At 44.1% G+C, this 15,183-nt stretch carries 15 protein-coding genes; 11 read left to right on the forward strand and 4 right to left on the reverse strand.

Going from position 1 to position 15,183, the window contains the following annotated elements:
• The first annotated feature begins 42 nt into the window (after nt 1-42).
• The 7 genes from BUA78_RS15860 to BUA78_RS15890 all read left to right on the forward strand — a co-directional run bounded on the left by BUA78_RS15860 (nt 43) and on the right by BUA78_RS15890 (nt 8,296).
• A complete protein-coding gene (locus tag BUA78_RS15860; protein ID WP_072916486.1) occupies nt 43-1,410 on the forward strand; it encodes an MATE family efflux transporter in 1,368 nt (455 codons plus the stop codon).
• 114 nt (nt 1,411-1,524) lie between these two features.
• A complete protein-coding gene (locus tag BUA78_RS15865) occupies nt 1,525-2,841 on the forward strand; it encodes a replication-associated recombination protein A (RefSeq protein WP_072916489.1) in 1,317 nt (438 codons plus the stop codon).
• A gap of 59 nt (nt 2,842-2,900) precedes the next feature.
• On the forward strand, nt 2,901-3,656 hold the full coding sequence (locus BUA78_RS20900) for a globin-coupled sensor protein (protein WP_072916491.1): 756 nt from the start codon (nt 2,901-2,903) through the stop codon (nt 3,654-3,656).
• Nucleotides 3,657-3,780: 124 nt separating this feature from the next.
• Nucleotides 3,781-4,437: a Crp/Fnr family transcriptional regulator gene (locus BUA78_RS15875; RefSeq protein WP_072916493.1), complete on the forward strand. Its 657-nt coding sequence runs from the start codon at nt 3,781-3,783 to the stop codon at nt 4,435-4,437.
• 261 nt (nt 4,438-4,698) lie between these two features.
• Nucleotides 4,699-6,189 (forward strand): SLC13 family permease, encoded by a 1,491-nt coding sequence (locus BUA78_RS15880; RefSeq protein ID WP_072916495.1) that lies wholly within the window; start codon nt 4,699-4,701, stop codon nt 6,187-6,189.
• A gap of 21 nt (nt 6,190-6,210) precedes the next feature.
• Complete coding sequence (locus tag BUA78_RS15885) at nt 6,211-7,971, forward strand: adenylyl-sulfate reductase subunit alpha (RefSeq protein ID WP_072916498.1); 1,761 nt, start codon at nt 6,211-6,213, stop codon at nt 7,969-7,971.
• 19 nt (nt 7,972-7,990) lie between these two features.
• On the forward strand, nt 7,991-8,296 hold the full coding sequence (locus BUA78_RS15890) for a 4Fe-4S binding protein (RefSeq protein WP_072916501.1): 306 nt from the start codon (nt 7,991-7,993) through the stop codon (nt 8,294-8,296).
• A 182-nt stretch (nt 8,297-8,478) separates the two neighbouring features.
• Here BUA78_RS15890 and BUA78_RS21110 read toward each other — a convergent pair whose 3' ends face one another.
• Entirely contained in the window at nt 8,479-8,562 is an 84-nt protein-coding gene (locus tag BUA78_RS21110; protein WP_420795522.1) for a putative holin-like toxin, read from the reverse strand.
• Nucleotides 8,563-8,719: 157 nt separating this feature from the next.
• Between BUA78_RS21110 and BUA78_RS15895 the strand changes: the two genes are divergently transcribed.
• A complete protein-coding gene (locus tag BUA78_RS15895; protein ID WP_072916503.1) occupies nt 8,720-9,355 on the forward strand; it encodes a nuclease-related domain-containing protein in 636 nt (211 codons plus the stop codon).
• A 16-nt stretch (nt 9,356-9,371) separates the two neighbouring features.
• Here BUA78_RS15895 and BUA78_RS15900 read toward each other — a convergent pair whose 3' ends face one another.
• A complete protein-coding gene (locus BUA78_RS15900) occupies nt 9,372-11,282 on the reverse strand; it encodes an ABC-F family ATP-binding cassette domain-containing protein (RefSeq protein ID WP_072916505.1) in 1,911 nt (636 codons plus the stop codon).
• Between the two features lie 127 nt (nt 11,283-11,409).
• Here BUA78_RS15900 and BUA78_RS15905 point away from each other — a divergent pair, with 127 nt between their 5' ends.
• From BUA78_RS15905 to BUA78_RS15915, 3 genes are all read left to right on the forward strand, one after another.
• A complete protein-coding gene (locus BUA78_RS15905; RefSeq protein WP_072916507.1) occupies nt 11,410-12,582 on the forward strand; it encodes an MFS transporter in 1,173 nt (390 codons plus the stop codon).
• Between the two features lie 31 nt (nt 12,583-12,613).
• Nucleotides 12,614-13,411, forward strand: a complete 798-nt coding sequence (locus BUA78_RS15910) for a nitroreductase family protein (RefSeq protein WP_072916510.1) — start codon at nt 12,614-12,616, stop codon at nt 13,409-13,411.
• A gap of 434 nt (nt 13,412-13,845) precedes the next feature.
• Nucleotides 13,846-14,679, forward strand: a complete 834-nt coding sequence (locus BUA78_RS15915; RefSeq protein ID WP_072916511.1) for an MBL fold metallo-hydrolase — start codon at nt 13,846-13,848, stop codon at nt 14,677-14,679.
• A 21-nt stretch (nt 14,680-14,700) separates the two neighbouring features.
• Here BUA78_RS15915 and BUA78_RS15920 read toward each other — a convergent pair whose 3' ends face one another.
• Together BUA78_RS15920 and BUA78_RS20300 are read right to left on the reverse strand one after the other, a co-directional pair.
• Nucleotides 14,701-14,982 carry a GIY-YIG nuclease family protein gene (locus BUA78_RS15920; protein ID WP_072916514.1) on the reverse strand — a complete coding sequence of 94 codons (282 nt, stop codon included), beginning with the start codon at nt 14,980-14,982 and terminating at the stop codon, nt 14,701-14,703.
• A gap of 27 nt (nt 14,983-15,009) precedes the next feature.
• Nucleotides 15,010-15,183, reverse strand: coding sequence for a hypothetical protein (locus BUA78_RS20300; protein WP_175549047.1), 174 nt, complete (start codon nt 15,181-15,183; stop codon nt 15,010-15,012).

The raw sequence follows: 15,183 nt of genomic DNA on the forward strand, positions 1-15,183 counted from the left end.
CGTAAGCTAAGTTTTTCTAAAAAAAGTGGATGGTAGGAGAACATGAAACAAACGTATTCATTAAAGGAGAAAGGCAAACAACTGTTGGTAATTTTTCTACCCATTTTAGTTACCCAGTTGGCTTTATCTTCCATGATGTTTTTTGATACCGTAATGTCCGGTAACGCCAGTGCTGTTGATCTAGCCGGGGTGGCAATAGGCTCCAGCATTTGGTCACCGGTTGCCACCGGCATAACCGGTATTATGTTGGCCGTAACCCCTATCGTTAGTCATTTTATCGGTGGTGGTCGACGAGATAAGGTGCCCTTTGCTGTTATTCAAGGGGTATATTTGGCTATTGTCATTTCGCTTTTGATTATTCTCGGTGGTGCTTTAGCCTTACAGCCGATCTTACATAGGATGGAATTAGAGCCAGCAGTGCGGGATATTGCCAGTGGTTATTTATTTGCTCTTGCCTTTAGTATTATACCGTTATTTGTCTATACAGTATTTCGCTGCTTTATTGATGCCTTGGGACAAACCAGGGTAACGATGATAATCACCCTCATTTCTTTACCGATTAATATAACGCTAAATTACATGCTGATTTTCGGCAAATTTGGTTTTCCCCGCCTAGGTGGAGTTGGTGCAGGGGTAGCATCGGCCATTACTTATTGGTGTATCGCTATCATAGCTCTCTTTGTTTTGTGTCGGGTAGAACCCTTTGCAGAGTTTGGCCTACTCAAACGGTTATTTCCTGTTTCACTGTCTGCCTGGCGGGAACAACTGAAATTGGGGATACCTATTGGCCTTGCTATCTTTTTTGAAACCAGTGTTTTTGCCGCTGTAACTTTGTTGATGAGCCAGTTTAACACAGTAACCATTGCTGCTCACCAAACCGCTCTCAACTTTGCCAGTGTTCTATATATGCTGCCATTAAGTATCTCTATGGCTCTAACCATTACAGTGGGATTTGAAGTAGGAGCTAAGCGCTTTCGGGATGCCCAACAGTACGGTCATTTGGGTATCGGCATGGCCTTAGGAATGGCAGTTTGTTGTGGTGTAGGACTGTTATTATGTAACCAACAGGTAGCTCATCTCTATACCAAGGATCCGGCAGTTTTTGAGCTGGCGAAGCAGTTTTTGGTTTATGCTATTTTCTTTCAGCTTTCCGATGCCATTGCTACGCCGGTGCAGGGGGGGCTGCGGGGCTATAAGGATGTAAACGTGGCCTTTTTTGTGGCTTTTTGTTCCTATTGGGTGATCGGGTTACCTTTGGGGCATCTGCTAGCCTCCTATACTTCCTTTGCTGCCTTTGGTTATTGGATTGGGCTCATTGTTGGTTTGGCATGTGGAGCAACGGGTTTGTTAGTCCGCCTGAGGCGAGTGCAACGAAAAAGTATGGCCGTAAATGAATACCTAGTAGCGTAATCTGGTTATTTTATTGATCTTTGCCAAAAGCACTCTTGCCGACTACAATAGACCTATTAGAAAATGGCAAGGTAGTATTTCGGTTATAGTATGTCAAGGTTATGAGGTGGTTCTATGGATTTATTTAGTTCATCCAGAATGAATTTACAGGCCGCTCCTCTGGCTGAGAGAATGCGGCCACGAAGTCTCGATGATTTTATCGGCCAGGAACACATTGTAGGTCAAGGCAAACTTTTGCGCCGTGCCATCGAAGCAGACAAGCTGGGGTCCATTATATTATACGGTCCTCCTGGCACAGGCAAGACGACACTGGCCACCATTATTTCGAAAATGACAAAAGCTAGTTTTGTCAAGATTAATGCTGTATCTGCCGGTGTCTCAGAGATTCGAACCGAGATTAAAAAAGCGGGGGAAAATCTAAAGTTTTATGGTAATAAGACCATTTTCTTTATTGATGAAATTCATTCCTTAAAAAAAGGTGCCCAGCAGGATTGTTTGCTGGAGGCGGTGGAAAAGGGAGAGGTAACGCTCATTGGAGCCACCACCCAGAATCCATACTTTGAGTTAAATGGAGCACTGCTCAGTCGTTCTCGTATCTTTCAACTGAACGAACTAACAGCGGATGATCTGTCACGATTAATAGAGCGCGCTCTACAGGATGAGGCTAACGGGCTGGGCATGTATAAAGTAAGAGTTCTGGAAGCAGCTGTACAACATTTTATTCAAATTTCCGGCGGGGATGCACGAAATATGCTCAACGCCTTGGAATTGGCAGTGCTGTCCACTCCACCGGCTGAGGATGGCTATCGTCAGATCACGCTGGAGGTGGCGGAGGATTCCACCCAGCAACGGTATATCCGTTACGACAAATCCGGAGATAACCATTATGATGTTATCTCTGCCTTTATCAAAAGTATTCGGGGTTCCGATCCGGATGCGGCTTTACACTATTATGCCCGTATGACTGCGGCTGGAGAGAACCAGAGATTTATTGTGCGCCGGCTCATCGTACATGCTTCAGAAGATATTGGCATGGCTGACCCCCAGGCCATGTTGGTGGCTCATGCAGCCTGGAATGCTCTGGAGACATTAGGTATGCCGGAGGCCCGTATTCCCATTGCCCAATGTATTATTTATTTAGCTTCAGCACCCAAGAGTAACAGCGTGATATGTGCAGTTGATGAAGCCTTTGCAGATATTAAGAAAAAACCAGTTGGCCAGGTTCCCCTCCATTTGCGGGATACCCATTACCGGGGTGCAGAGTCCCTAGGACACACCGGGTACAAATATCCCCATAACTATCCAGGGCACCATGTTGAGCAGCAATACTTACCCGATGCTTTAGAGGGAGCTAACTACTACAAGCCCAGTGATCAGGGCAAGGAAAAATTATTAAAAATACCGGGAACTCGAGATATGTCGAAGGAATAAGCGAATCTGTGGAGAATAAATGCAACAGTATCTATAAACGCCTGAAGGAGGCATTCAAGTTGAGCGATCTAACGAACAGTGCAATCAAGATTGCCAAGCGTCAGACACAGTTGGCTTATCTAGATATCAATGAACAAGAGGTTCAGTTGATGGCTTCCCATAAAGATCTGTTTAGTAAGGAAGCGGATCGGGTCGTGGAAGGCTTCTATAAGCACCTGTTAAACTTCCCGTATCTTAAAGAATTGATTAACAAACATAGTACTGTTGACCGTTTAAAGGAAGCACAAAAGAGGTATTTTATTTCACTGTGCGATCCTATTGATGAAGGATATCTAAACCAGAGATTATTTATTGGCAAAAAACACCAGCAAATTGGCTTATATCCTAAATGGTATCTGGGGACTTATCAAGTTTACACAGCCGAAATTCAACGCATTTTAGCCGACCATCATGGCAGCTGCAGCGATGCCTATGCGGAGGCACTGATTGCCTTTATGAAACGCATCAACTTGGATATGCAATTGGCTATTGAAAACTATATTTTAGATCAACTGCAGCAGTTAATTGCTTTTCAGCAAGATATTGGTTCGGTGGCGGAAATTATCGATGATATTGCGGAGCAAACGAATATGCTGTCCTTAAACGCTTCCATTGAAGCTGCCAGAGCTGGTGATCACGGACGCACCTTTGCGGTGGTGGCACAGGAAGTACGCAAACTAGCTGAGCGTTCTTCCCAATCCGCCAAGGATATTGCTCAGATGGTTACTTCCAACCAACAAGCTATCGAAAAAATGAAGAAAGCTGCTGAAGAATAGACTCCGTAAGGGGTCTATTTATACGAGTAGCCCTTTATGACTAAAGTTTTGCTTAATTTTTAAAAAAGGATATAATTTAAATATTGTAATAGAATACCGATGAATCTTGGAGAGGGGGATTACTATGTTTCAGCTATCAGAAAAGGAAGCAGCGTATTTAGATAAAGTAGGCTCAGTAATCAACTATCCTAAAGGACAAATTATTTTTTCAGCGGGGCAAAAGTCCAACGAAGTTTATCTTATCAAAAGCGGTTTAGTTAAAATATACCGTACCGCGGGCGACGGTCGACAAGTATCTGTAGCCATTCGTTATCCCGGCGAATTCATTGGTTTAGCAGAGGTACTCAGCGATTATTCGGAAAGAGAGTATAGTGCAGAAGCCATGGATAATGTTTCTGTATTAATTATCTGGCAGGATGCTTTTAAAAAATTAATTTCTGATTTCCCTGATTTTTCAAGCAAAATGCTTAAATTAATGTGTGACAGATTACGAGAATCCCAGAATACAATTTATGATTTTATCATGAACCCCACCCAGGGTAGACTCGCCCTAGTGCTGCTTACTATGGCAGAGAGAGCCGGCAATGAAGAAAAAAATGGTATGATGAAGGTTAATTTACGAGTTACCCAGGAAGAGTTAGCCTGTGTGATCGGTTCTTCACGGCAAACGGTATCCTCTTTACTAAATCTTTTTAAGGAGGATGGCAGCCTCGTTTATGAAGGAAGAGAAATTGTTGGCATCGATGTAAGGCAATTAAGGACATGGATTCAAGATAGTTAAACGCTTGTAAATATACGAATAAAGCCAAATGAAATCCCGCCGACAAAATAAACGTCCGTCAAAGGACATTTATTTTGTCGGCGGGATTTGCTATTTTACTGTCGCAAAGATGACAGTAATCTGTCTTGGATTCGGTTTTTTCTAGCCAACACCCTTGTTAAAATCATCACATAAGAATAAAACGGTTGTAAGGGGGGAGCTGACAGAAGGGTTATTTGTCAAATTTGTAGGTAAACTAAATAAAAAATAGGGGGTTAAAACATGTCAGACGCTGCTCTTGAGAAAAAAGATTTGAGCACTGTTCCTGATGCCAAAGCAACTGCAAACTCAAAAAATAAATTTGCAATTGCAGGGTTTATTCTGTCTTGGCTGGTATTTGCCGCCATTCTAACCATGGTTCCCACTTCTCAAAGCCTTACTGCCGGCGGTAGAGCTGCCCTGGCTGTGATGGGTTGGGCAACGGTTATTTGGTTATCCAACGGACTTCCGTTAGCAGTTTCCGGACTTATGATTCCCGTGCTATTATCCCTTACTGGTGCAAGTCAAAAGATGCCTGAAGCCTTTAGTGGTTTCACCAATAACGTTACTTTCTTGATTCTTGGTTGCTTTATCTTGGCAGCCATTATGCAAACCACTGGTTTAGACAGACGGATTGCGTTAGGAATTGTTTCTAAAGTAAAGCCCACTGTTGGGGGTGTTTTGAAAGGTCTTATCGGAGCTCACTTGGTAACAGCGGTGTTAGTTCCCGCTACCAATGCCCGGGGAGCCGTATTCCTCCCCATTATTCAAGGTCTTAACAGTTTGTTTGAGAAAACTGGTGAAGGGGCCAGGGCAAGAAAAGTGTTTACCATGGTTGGTATTGGTTTTGCCTCACTAGCTTCTGGGGTAATCCTGTTGCACAGCCACATGTCTAACGTAATTGTAGCTCAAACCATTAATCAAGCTGTCAAAGAGGATGTTATTACCTGGGGAACTTGGGCTTGGATGAACTGGCCGCTACTGGGTATTCTGGTCATCATGTATTATTGGGTTAACTGGGTAATGAAGTCTAAGAACATTGAAGTGCCTGGTGGTATGACAGAAGTGCAGCGCCAAAGAGATGAACTGGGTAAAATGACTACCACTGAATGGATTGTTTTAATTTGCTTTGGTGTCGCCATTTTGCTCTGGGCCACTGAACAAATTCACGGTTATAAAATGGCTTTAGTTGCTCTCCTAGCAGTGATGGTATTATTTATTCCAGGGTTTACCAATCTTAATTGGAAAAAGGTACAATCGAACACTATCTTTGGTACCTGGCTTTTACTGTGCGGCTCTCTTTCCCTGGTAACCGCCTTTGAAAAGACTGGTGTAGACAAATGGATTGCTTCACACTTAGTAGGTTTAGCACCGGCCTGGGGCTGGATTGGGGTAAGTATCTTTATCTGTGTAATTGTCCAGATTAGTCGCCTCGGTATTGTAAGTAACGTGGCAGCTGTGACTTTATTGGCACCCATTATTGCTGCTATGGCCCCCATGCTTGGTTTAAACACCGTAGCATTCACCATGATGGTCTTAAATGTTGACAGTTACGCCTTTGTCTTACCAATCTCTGTAACAGCTTGTTTGATTGCCTACGGTACTGAAGAATTTACCTTTGCGGAATTTGTCAAAGTAGGTGCTCCCTTTACCTTGATGGTAATTCTCTATATGGTTTTCGTGATGTTACCCTGGTATGCCGTAACCGGTTATCCTATTTGGGCACCCATGTAATAATCAAAAGGAGGAAGATCAATGCCAAGAGCCAGTTTACCCAATGCAGTTAATGAAATTGAAGAGGTTCGCATAGATACCGATATTTTAATTATCGGAGCAGGTAACGCTGGTTGCTTTGCGGCCATTGAAGCAAAGCGACAGAATCCTGATTTGCGAGTAACCCTGATGGAGAAAGCCCATATTGACCGCAGCGGTTGCTTAGCCGGTGGTATGGATGCCATTAATACCTACATTAAAAAGGACCGTACCATTGAAGACTTTGTTCGCTGGAGTCGTGCTCAGGCCGGGGGCTTGTTACGTGAGGACCTGACCATCTCCATGGCTGAGGTTTTAAACAAACCTATTGAAGAGTGGGAAGAATGGGGTATGCCCATTAAATACGAAGAAGATGGTGAAGAATATAAAACCCGTGGTAAGTGGGATATTACCATCAGTGGTTCCGAAATGAAGGTAATTTTAGCTGAGAAAACCCGGGAGTATGGCTGCGAAGTGATTAACCGGGTGGTTGCTACCAATTATTTAATGGATGGCGAAAAGGTGATTGGTGCCATCGGCTTTGGTGTAAGGGACGGTAAGATGTATATCATTAGGGCGAAAGCAACTATTATCGCCACCGGTGGGGCAGCTGGTTTGTATAAGCCCTATCAAAACGATGGCAATGATAGCCACCATCAACTTTGGTATGCTCCCTTTAACGTAGGAACTGGTTTCGCTTTGGGTATTCGCCAGGGGGCTGAAATGACCACCTTTGAAATGCGTTGGTGCGCCACCAGAACTAAAGATTTTAATGGTCCCATTGATACTATTTCAGTTGGTTATAAAACTCCCATGATTAACTGCAAGGGTGAACAAATTCTCAAGACCCACTATGCTCACCTGGGCGGCGATGCCGCACCCCGCTTTATCCGAGCCAACGCGCCGATGGATGAGTGGCGTGAAGGACGGGGTCCCTGTTATGTGGATACCACTCACATGACGCCAGAGCAAATCTATGATATGAAGTACGATTACCTAAATGAACGTCCTAGCTATGTGCTGTTCCTGGCCAGTCGGGCCCAAGATTTACAGAAAGATCCGATCGAGATCTACGGTTCTGATCCGTATATTGTGGGTGGGCACACAGCCAGTGGTTACTGGGTTGATGTCAAAAGATCTACCACCTTACCGGGTTTATATGCCTGCGGTGATGTAGCTGGCGGTACTCCCAATAAATTTGTTGGCGGCTGTGCTGCTGAAGGCCTGCTGTCTGCTAAAGCTGCGGTTGAATACGTGGCTGCTACAGAATTGGGTTCTATCAACGAAGAGCAGATCGCCCAGGAAAAAGAGCGGGTTTATGCTCCTGGCTTCCGCCAACTAGTGGTTGGGGATGGTGTGACACCTCGGGAAATGGAAGAAAGATTGCAACGACTGATGGATGAATATGCCGGTGGTGTACACCAGTTCTTTAGAATGAACAAAGAAGGACTGCAATATGCCTTGAGGCACTTAAAAATTATGAAAGATCAGGTGAAGTATCTCATTGCTTCCGACCTACACGAATTAATGGAAGCTCACGAAATAATTGATCGATTAGATGTGGCTGAAGTATTAATCCACCACTTGATGTACCGTGAAGAAACCAGATGGCCAGGCTGGCAGACCCGTGCGGACTTTCCTGAGAAAAATGATCAGAAGTTTGATTGCTTTGTCAACTCCCGTTATAATCCGGCAACCGGAGAAGTGGAAATGTTTACCCGCCCCTACGAACAGATTATCCCAGGCGACCGCTTAAAAGCTTAAGGAATAGGAGGTTTTAGATATGCCGCCAGTAGTATATCAGGAGAAATGCAGAGGTTGTGGCAAGTGTGAAGAAGTTTGCCCCGGAGACTTGATGGAATTAAACGAAGATAAAAAAGCCTTTTGTCGCTCAAGAAGAGATTGCTGGGATTGCATGGCTTGTGTGAAGGCCTGTCAATATGATGCTCTGGAAACAAGAATTCCTTACCAACTGGGCTACTATCCTGCCAGACTTATTCCGAAAATGAAAGAAAAAGAGATTGAGTGGACCTGTATTGATATTAATGGCAAAGTTGATAAGTTTTTAGTGAAAACTTACAACAAGTAACTGGCAACTCCATCTAGATTCGTGATATGATAAATCTAGGTTGAATGTTTTAAACTACAAAATAAAAGACTGTGGGTGCTACGAACACCCACAGTCAAAGTACAACAGTTGCCCTCTAAAGGGCTGGCTCAAGGTTACTGCAAAAGAGTAGACCTCCCGTTGCTTCTAGGCTCAAGGGAGGTCTATTTCTTTCTATTATGCGACAACCTAGCCACGATTAAGATGCCAAAGGTTAGCATCAACATCAAAGCTTCAAATGCTGTCATAGTCTCACCCCCTTTCTACCGGGGATGAGCCAGAACACCCTAGAGGAGCCTTTTCTGTTGTACAGGAATATTACCATAGGGTGCTTGCGCTTGGTTTATCCTTTTAGGAATTCCTGCATAGTCTTTAATTCTGCATGTCTTATAAAGGAGTGACATGATGGCTAAAGTTCTTCGGTGGCCAGGTAAACTACCTGACACTAACAATACCACTAAGCCGAAGAAAAAAGGCTTGGTCGGGTGGCTGGCTAGACTTGTTTTACCGAGCAGTCCAAACGGCGAAATTGACAAAGGCCTGGCCGGAGAATGGAAGGTGGCCACCGCGTTGGAGCGTTACCTGGATGATCGGTGGACGGTGGCGAATAATGTGAAAATCTCCCTGGCTACGGGTAAGGCACAAATTGACCACTTACTCTTTGGTTTCCAGGTTATTTACTGTATAGAAACCAAAAACTGGAATACCGCTGCCTGCAATGAAAGGGGGGAGTGGTTCAGATTCCAGGGGAGAATGTGGCTGCCCCAGGAAAGCCCCGTGGGGCAAAATCAACGCAAGGTGGAGCAACTATCTAACCTTCTTGGGAAGCAAGGAATTACAATACCCATCCAAAATGTGATTGTCTTTGCCAACCCAGGCAAGTTTGATTTTGCTAACGCCAGTTTACCACCCAATACAAGGATTTTTGGTTTGCCTGGGTTTATCGAATACCTTAACCAGTTGCCTCCTCATGAAACGACGTATACCCATCGGGCGGGACAATCACCCGACCCGGCAAACATACTTACATTGATTCGATGAAATATACAGGGTGTCCCTATTCCTCGGTTAAGGACACCCATTCTTCCAGGTAGTTGTCTAAGGCAAACTTCTTTTCACTTAACTCGGAACTCAACTCTAAACAGGAAGTATAATTCTGAGCCACTTCCGGTTTTTCCAGATCTGCTGTGATCTGGGTAATTTTCTCTTCTGTGGCACTAATAAGTTGTTCTAATTCTTCAATTCTTTTTAGGCGTTTTCTTTCCAAACGTTGTTGCTCTTTACTCTCCAGGTAGCTTTGTTTACCCAATTGGGTTTTAGCAAGCTCTTTTTTCTCTGTAGTTTGTGAATTACGTTCGGCTTTCTTTTCTTGATAATAGTCGTAGTTACCTAAAAAAGATTCCGTTCCGGCAGGAGATAACTCAATGACTCGGGTAGCCATTTTATTTAAGAAGTAGCGATCGTGGGAGACAAAGAGGATGGTGCCAGGGTAATCCACCAGAGAGCTCTCTAAAATCTCCCGACTTAAGATATCCAAGTGGTTGGTGGGTTCATCCAGAATCAGCAGATTAGCTTTTTGCAACATCAGTTTAGCCAGAGATAGCCGAGCCTTTTCACCGCCACTTAAATCGCCCACCTTTTTATAAACATCTTCTCCACGGAAAAGAAAGTTCCCCAGTATTGTTCTAACATCTCTTTCATCCATCAGGCGATAGTCATCCCACAATTCATCCAGCACTGTTTTTTGCGGGTTTAATTTTTCCTGTTGCTGAGCATAGTAACCAATGCTCACGTTAGTTCCCTTGCGAAGATAACCCTCTAAAGACGGCAGTTCACCCACAATCGTTTTCAGTAAGGTAGATTTGCCAATACCGTTGGGTCCTAACAGGGCGACACTCTCACCGCGTTCGATTAAGAAATTAATTTTTTTAGCCAAAGCCACACCGGAGTAGCCAACGGCTAGGTCTGAAACCTGTAGCACGTCATTACCGCTTTTTAGTTTAATATCAAAGGTAAAGAATACCTGCTTTTGTTTAGCTGCGGGCCCTTCTATCAGCTCCATTTTTTCCAGTGCCTTGAGGCGGCTTTGGGCTCTTTTGGTGGTGGAGGCCCGAACCATGTTCCTTTGAATAAAATCCTTGGCCTTGGCAATTTCTGTTTGCTGCTGTTCAAATTGCTTTGACAAGGATTCCTGCTGTTGGTTTTTTAAATCGATAAAGCCCGAGTAATTCGTGGGATATGTAGTGGCCCGGCCAAATTCCAATTCAATAATCTTGGTGACTACTTTATCTAGAAAATAACGGTCGTGGGATACCACCAGCACAGCCCCGGAGTAGGTTTGTAGATATTGTTCCAGCCAAGCCAGGGAATGAATATCCAGATAGTTAGTAGGCTCATCCAGAATAAGCAGGTCGGGTTTTTGCAGCAGATTTTTTGCTAAAGCCAAGCGAGTTTTTTGGCCGCCGCTTAACACAGAGATGGGAGAATGGTCATCCACCTCAGGAAAATCTAATCCCTGCAGAACGCCCCGAATCAAGGAGTGATAACTGTAGCCCCCCTGCTCCCGAAAGGTTTCCGAAAGACGATCGTATTGATTTAGTACCCGATGAAACTCTGTCTCGTTAGACTTAACCTGAGAATCACCCATTAATTCTTCCAGTTTTCTTAACTGTTGCTCCAATTCGATTAATGGTTGAAATAACGAGAGCATTTCTTCATAAATCGTTCGGCCGGATTCCAGTCCGCTATCCTGTGCCAGATAACCTAGGGTTAAATTACCGGAGCGCATAAGTTCGCCGGCATCCGGGGTCAATTGTCCGGTTAAAATCTTTAATAATGTGGATTTGCCGGCTCCATTAACACCCACTAGGCCGATTTTTTCATGATCCTGAATGGTTACATTTACCTCATTTAGTATTTGTTTGGCACCAAAGTACTTAGAAATATTGTAAGATTGTAGTAAAATCATAATAAACTCCTCCAATATCTCAGTTTACCCGAAGTATGGTTCTTAGACAAGGCTGAAGAATAATTCAGGGCATACTGATAGAGATAAAGGCTTAGCCGGTTGGGGAGTGCCGGAGAAGGGGGAACGCATGCAAGCAAAAGCACCTTTATGGACCAAGGATTTTATTTTAATTTGTTTAGCTAATTTACTGATTTTTACCAGTTTTTACTTCCTACTACCCACCTTGCCCGTTTTTGTCACAAATGTGTTGCAGGGCGATGAGAGTAATGTAGGTTACGTGATGGGGATTCTTTCCCTTACGGCGGTGTTGGTACGTCCGTTGTCCGGCTATTTACTGGATGTTGCCAGTCGTAAAAAAATCCTGTTTTTGTCCCTGATTGCCTTTTCCTTGGCCATGGGAGCCTATTATTTTGTCACCAGTCTAACGCTGCTGCTTTTATTACGCTTTGTTCACGGTCTGGCCTGGGGGTTTACCACCACAGGGGCGGGAACCATTGCCTCTGATATTGTGCCACCCGCCAGAAGGGGGGAGGGCATGGGGTATTATGGTCTGTCTAATACTCTGGCGATGGCTGTTGGACCCAGCTTGGGTTTGTTGATCTTAGGCAGCAGCAACTTTTCCACTTTGTTTATCGTCAGCTTTGCCATTGCTGTGGCGGCTTTAATGACTATTATGGTCATCCCTTATGAGCAGGGGCCCACAAGCCAAGACAAGGGCAAATTAACTTTCACTAGTTTTTTTGAACCCAAGGTTTTTTCACTTTCAGTGGTAATGTTTTTTACCGCAGTGGTCTATGGTGGTATTGTTTCTTTCATTATTCTTTATGGTCAAGAGATTCAGGTGGCAAATCCCGGTATTTATTTCCTCATTTATGCGATAACGCTTTTGGTGATACGACCGATTGCCGGCAAGAGCTTTGACAAAAACGGCCCAGGAAAGGTGATGGGGCTGGGTTTCCTCGCCATTGCGGGAGCCTTTGTGCTACTCTTTCTGGCCCAGGGAGAGCTGTTATTTGGAGCTTCGGCAGTGGCCATGGGCATTGGCTTTGGGATTGTGCACCCCACCGCCATGGCTATGGCGATTAACCGGGTGGAGCCTTTCCGCCGGGGGGCGGCCAATGGCACTATCTTCAGTGCCTTTGACTTAGGAATTGGTCTGGGCTCCATTTTGTTAGGAATTTTATCTAAATGGGTAGGATTATCCTATATGTATCTGTTCTGTGCATTAATTATTTTGGTGCCACTGGTGTTGTTTTATCTAAAGGATGCCAGGGCAGTGGTTGCTGCCGAGCAACGATAAAACTATGGTATTTTGAATTTGAGGTGATTTAATGTTTCCTAGACTGGATTGGTATCAGGCTATCCCGAAGAGGGTATCGCGTAGGAGATTTAGAGCAGAGCGGCTTTCTGACGAAATAATCTTAGAACTAGACCGCTTGTGCCTGCAGTTTCGTTTTCCCGAAGCCAGGGCGGAACTGGTTTTAGATAATTCCGGGGCCATCTTTAAAGGGGCTGTTGGTTCTTACGGTAAAATTAAGGGTGCCGCAGCCTACATTGCCTTTATCGGAGATATTAGTTTTGCCAATTACCAGGAGAGAGTTGGTTATTTGGGAGAGGGGATTATTCTAGAGGCTACCAACCTGGGGGTAGGTACCTGCTGGGTGGGTGGGTTCTTTAGACCAGAAGTGGTGGCTAGGCAAATCAATATTGATCCTGGTGAAAAAGTATTGGCGGTAACGCCAGTTGGTTTAACAGACCATGACTATTCGTTAGAAGAAAAAATTATGGTTGGTTTTGCCAAAAGCAAGAAAAGAAAAGAACTGGCGGAGCTAACCGAAGGGCTCCCCAGTGTAGAGTGGCCCCCTTGGGTAGAGACGGCTTTGGCAGCAGCTCGCCTGGCACCCTCGGCGGTAAACCGCCAACCCTGGCGATTTGTGGTGAGGCAGGACAGCATCACGATCAAACTGGATTCGGCCCAGGATACATACCATATTGCTAAGAGATTGGATTGTGGCATTGCTATGCTGCATCTGGAATTAGGAGCCATGTCTGCCGGAGTGAGCGGCCAGTGGCAGTATCTCAAAGGGGAAGAAGTGGCGGTTTTCAGAGTGGAAAAAGAGAACCGCTAGTTTCTTCATGAAACTAGCGGTTCTCTTACCCAGTGACAATTTAGTTCAAAGCACACTCAGGTGCGTTAGGATTAATAGTGCATTTAATTGTTCTGTAGGCTTTTACAGTTGGAGCTACAATAAAGTACAGAAACATCATCGTTAACGGATTGACAATAGCTAAATATCTCATTGGGGACCTCCTTTGGTATCTTGTTGCAATTATTATATTATTTTGAATATTTTTAAAAAGTCATTTAATTGACATAGATATGTCACCTTTTTGACATCAAGTACCTTAAGGAACAAGGCGAGATACTGGCAGATATTTGTTATGCCATGACTTTTGAGGGATGCATGATCCAGCCTTGATAGGGATTTTTAAATACTTTGAATTTTGCTTTTTGTATGGCCTATCTTTGTGCAAAAATAAACGAAGAAAAGAGGGAGGCAATATGTCTTTAAAAATCACGGTAGTTACCGAAAATTCCGTAACCAAAAGAAATTTTTTGGCGGAGCATGGACTGTCACTTTTTATTGAAGCCGGTGATTTTAAGCTGCTCTTTGATACCGGACAAGGATTAGCCCTAGAATCAAATATAAAAAACCTGCAAATAGATCTGAGGGAAATTCAGGCCATCGCCTTAAGTCACGGTCATAACGATCATACCGGAGGGTTACAAAAGGTCCTGTCTCTCAGTGGTCCTAAGCCCGTGTATGGACATCCAGGAATTTTTGATGAAAAGTACTCGGTTAACGGGGAAGGGCAGTATAGTCCTAACGGCATACCCTTTCTAAAAGATGAGCTGGAGCAGCTAGGGGCGGAATTTCATTTGCAAAGGGAACCGGTTCAAATAAGCCAAAACATAATCCTTTGTGGTCAGGTGCCCAGAGTAACAGACTTCGAGCATCGTAACCCACATTTTGTGGTAAAAAAGGAAAAACAATATGAGATCGACCCATTGTTGGATGATCAGGCATTATTGATTGACACGGCCAAGGGAATTGTGGTGGTAGTGGGCTGCAGTCATGCGGGTTTAATTAATATTCTACGGTATGCCCGGCAAGTTACCGGTAATCGGCAGATCTATGCGGTGGTAGGGGGAACTCATTTAGTAGCAGCTAACGATGAAAGACTTGACAAAACCATTGCAGAACTAAAGGATTTGCAGGTAGAAAAATTGGCAGTCTCCCACTGCACAGGCTTTCAGGCACAAATGAAATTGAAGGAGACCTTTGGTCATGGCTTTGTCTTAAACAATGTTGGGCATTCTTTCATTGTTAACTAAAAATGGTGCCGGTTGTTGAATTCAACAATCGGCACCATTTTGTAGTAGTAATAGCTTTTTTTTGCGGGGTAAGTTCTTAATGTTCTTTTCTCTGGAAAGGGCTTCACCTTTAGAATAGCCCCTTTCAACATGCACCAATGTCACAGGCAGTCTGCTGCGCGTGTATTTACTGGCTTTACCCTGCTCATGCATTTTTAACCGATGTTCTAACTGATTGGTAATGCCAGTATATAGGCTTTCATCGGCACACTTGAGCAGGTAAACTACATAAGCTGTTGCATCTTCTTGAAGCTTTTCTGCCATGCTAACTCTCCTAGGGGGTCTCTAAGATTATTGTTTATCTTTGATCAGATGTTCCTGCCGAGGACAGGCACCTTTACAATCTCTATAAAAATTATAGCAGGTGAAGAATAACCAACCAACCTGTTTTTGCCCGGTCTCATAATCCATTTTGGGTTCAATGGTAATGACATTATTAATTTTTTCACAGAATTTCTCGGCCAT

This window comes from Desulforamulus aeronauticus DSM 10349 (assembly GCF_900142375.1).
Classification (GTDB): Bacteria; Bacillota; Desulfotomaculia; order Desulfotomaculales; family Desulfotomaculaceae; genus Desulfotomaculum; species Desulfotomaculum aeronauticum.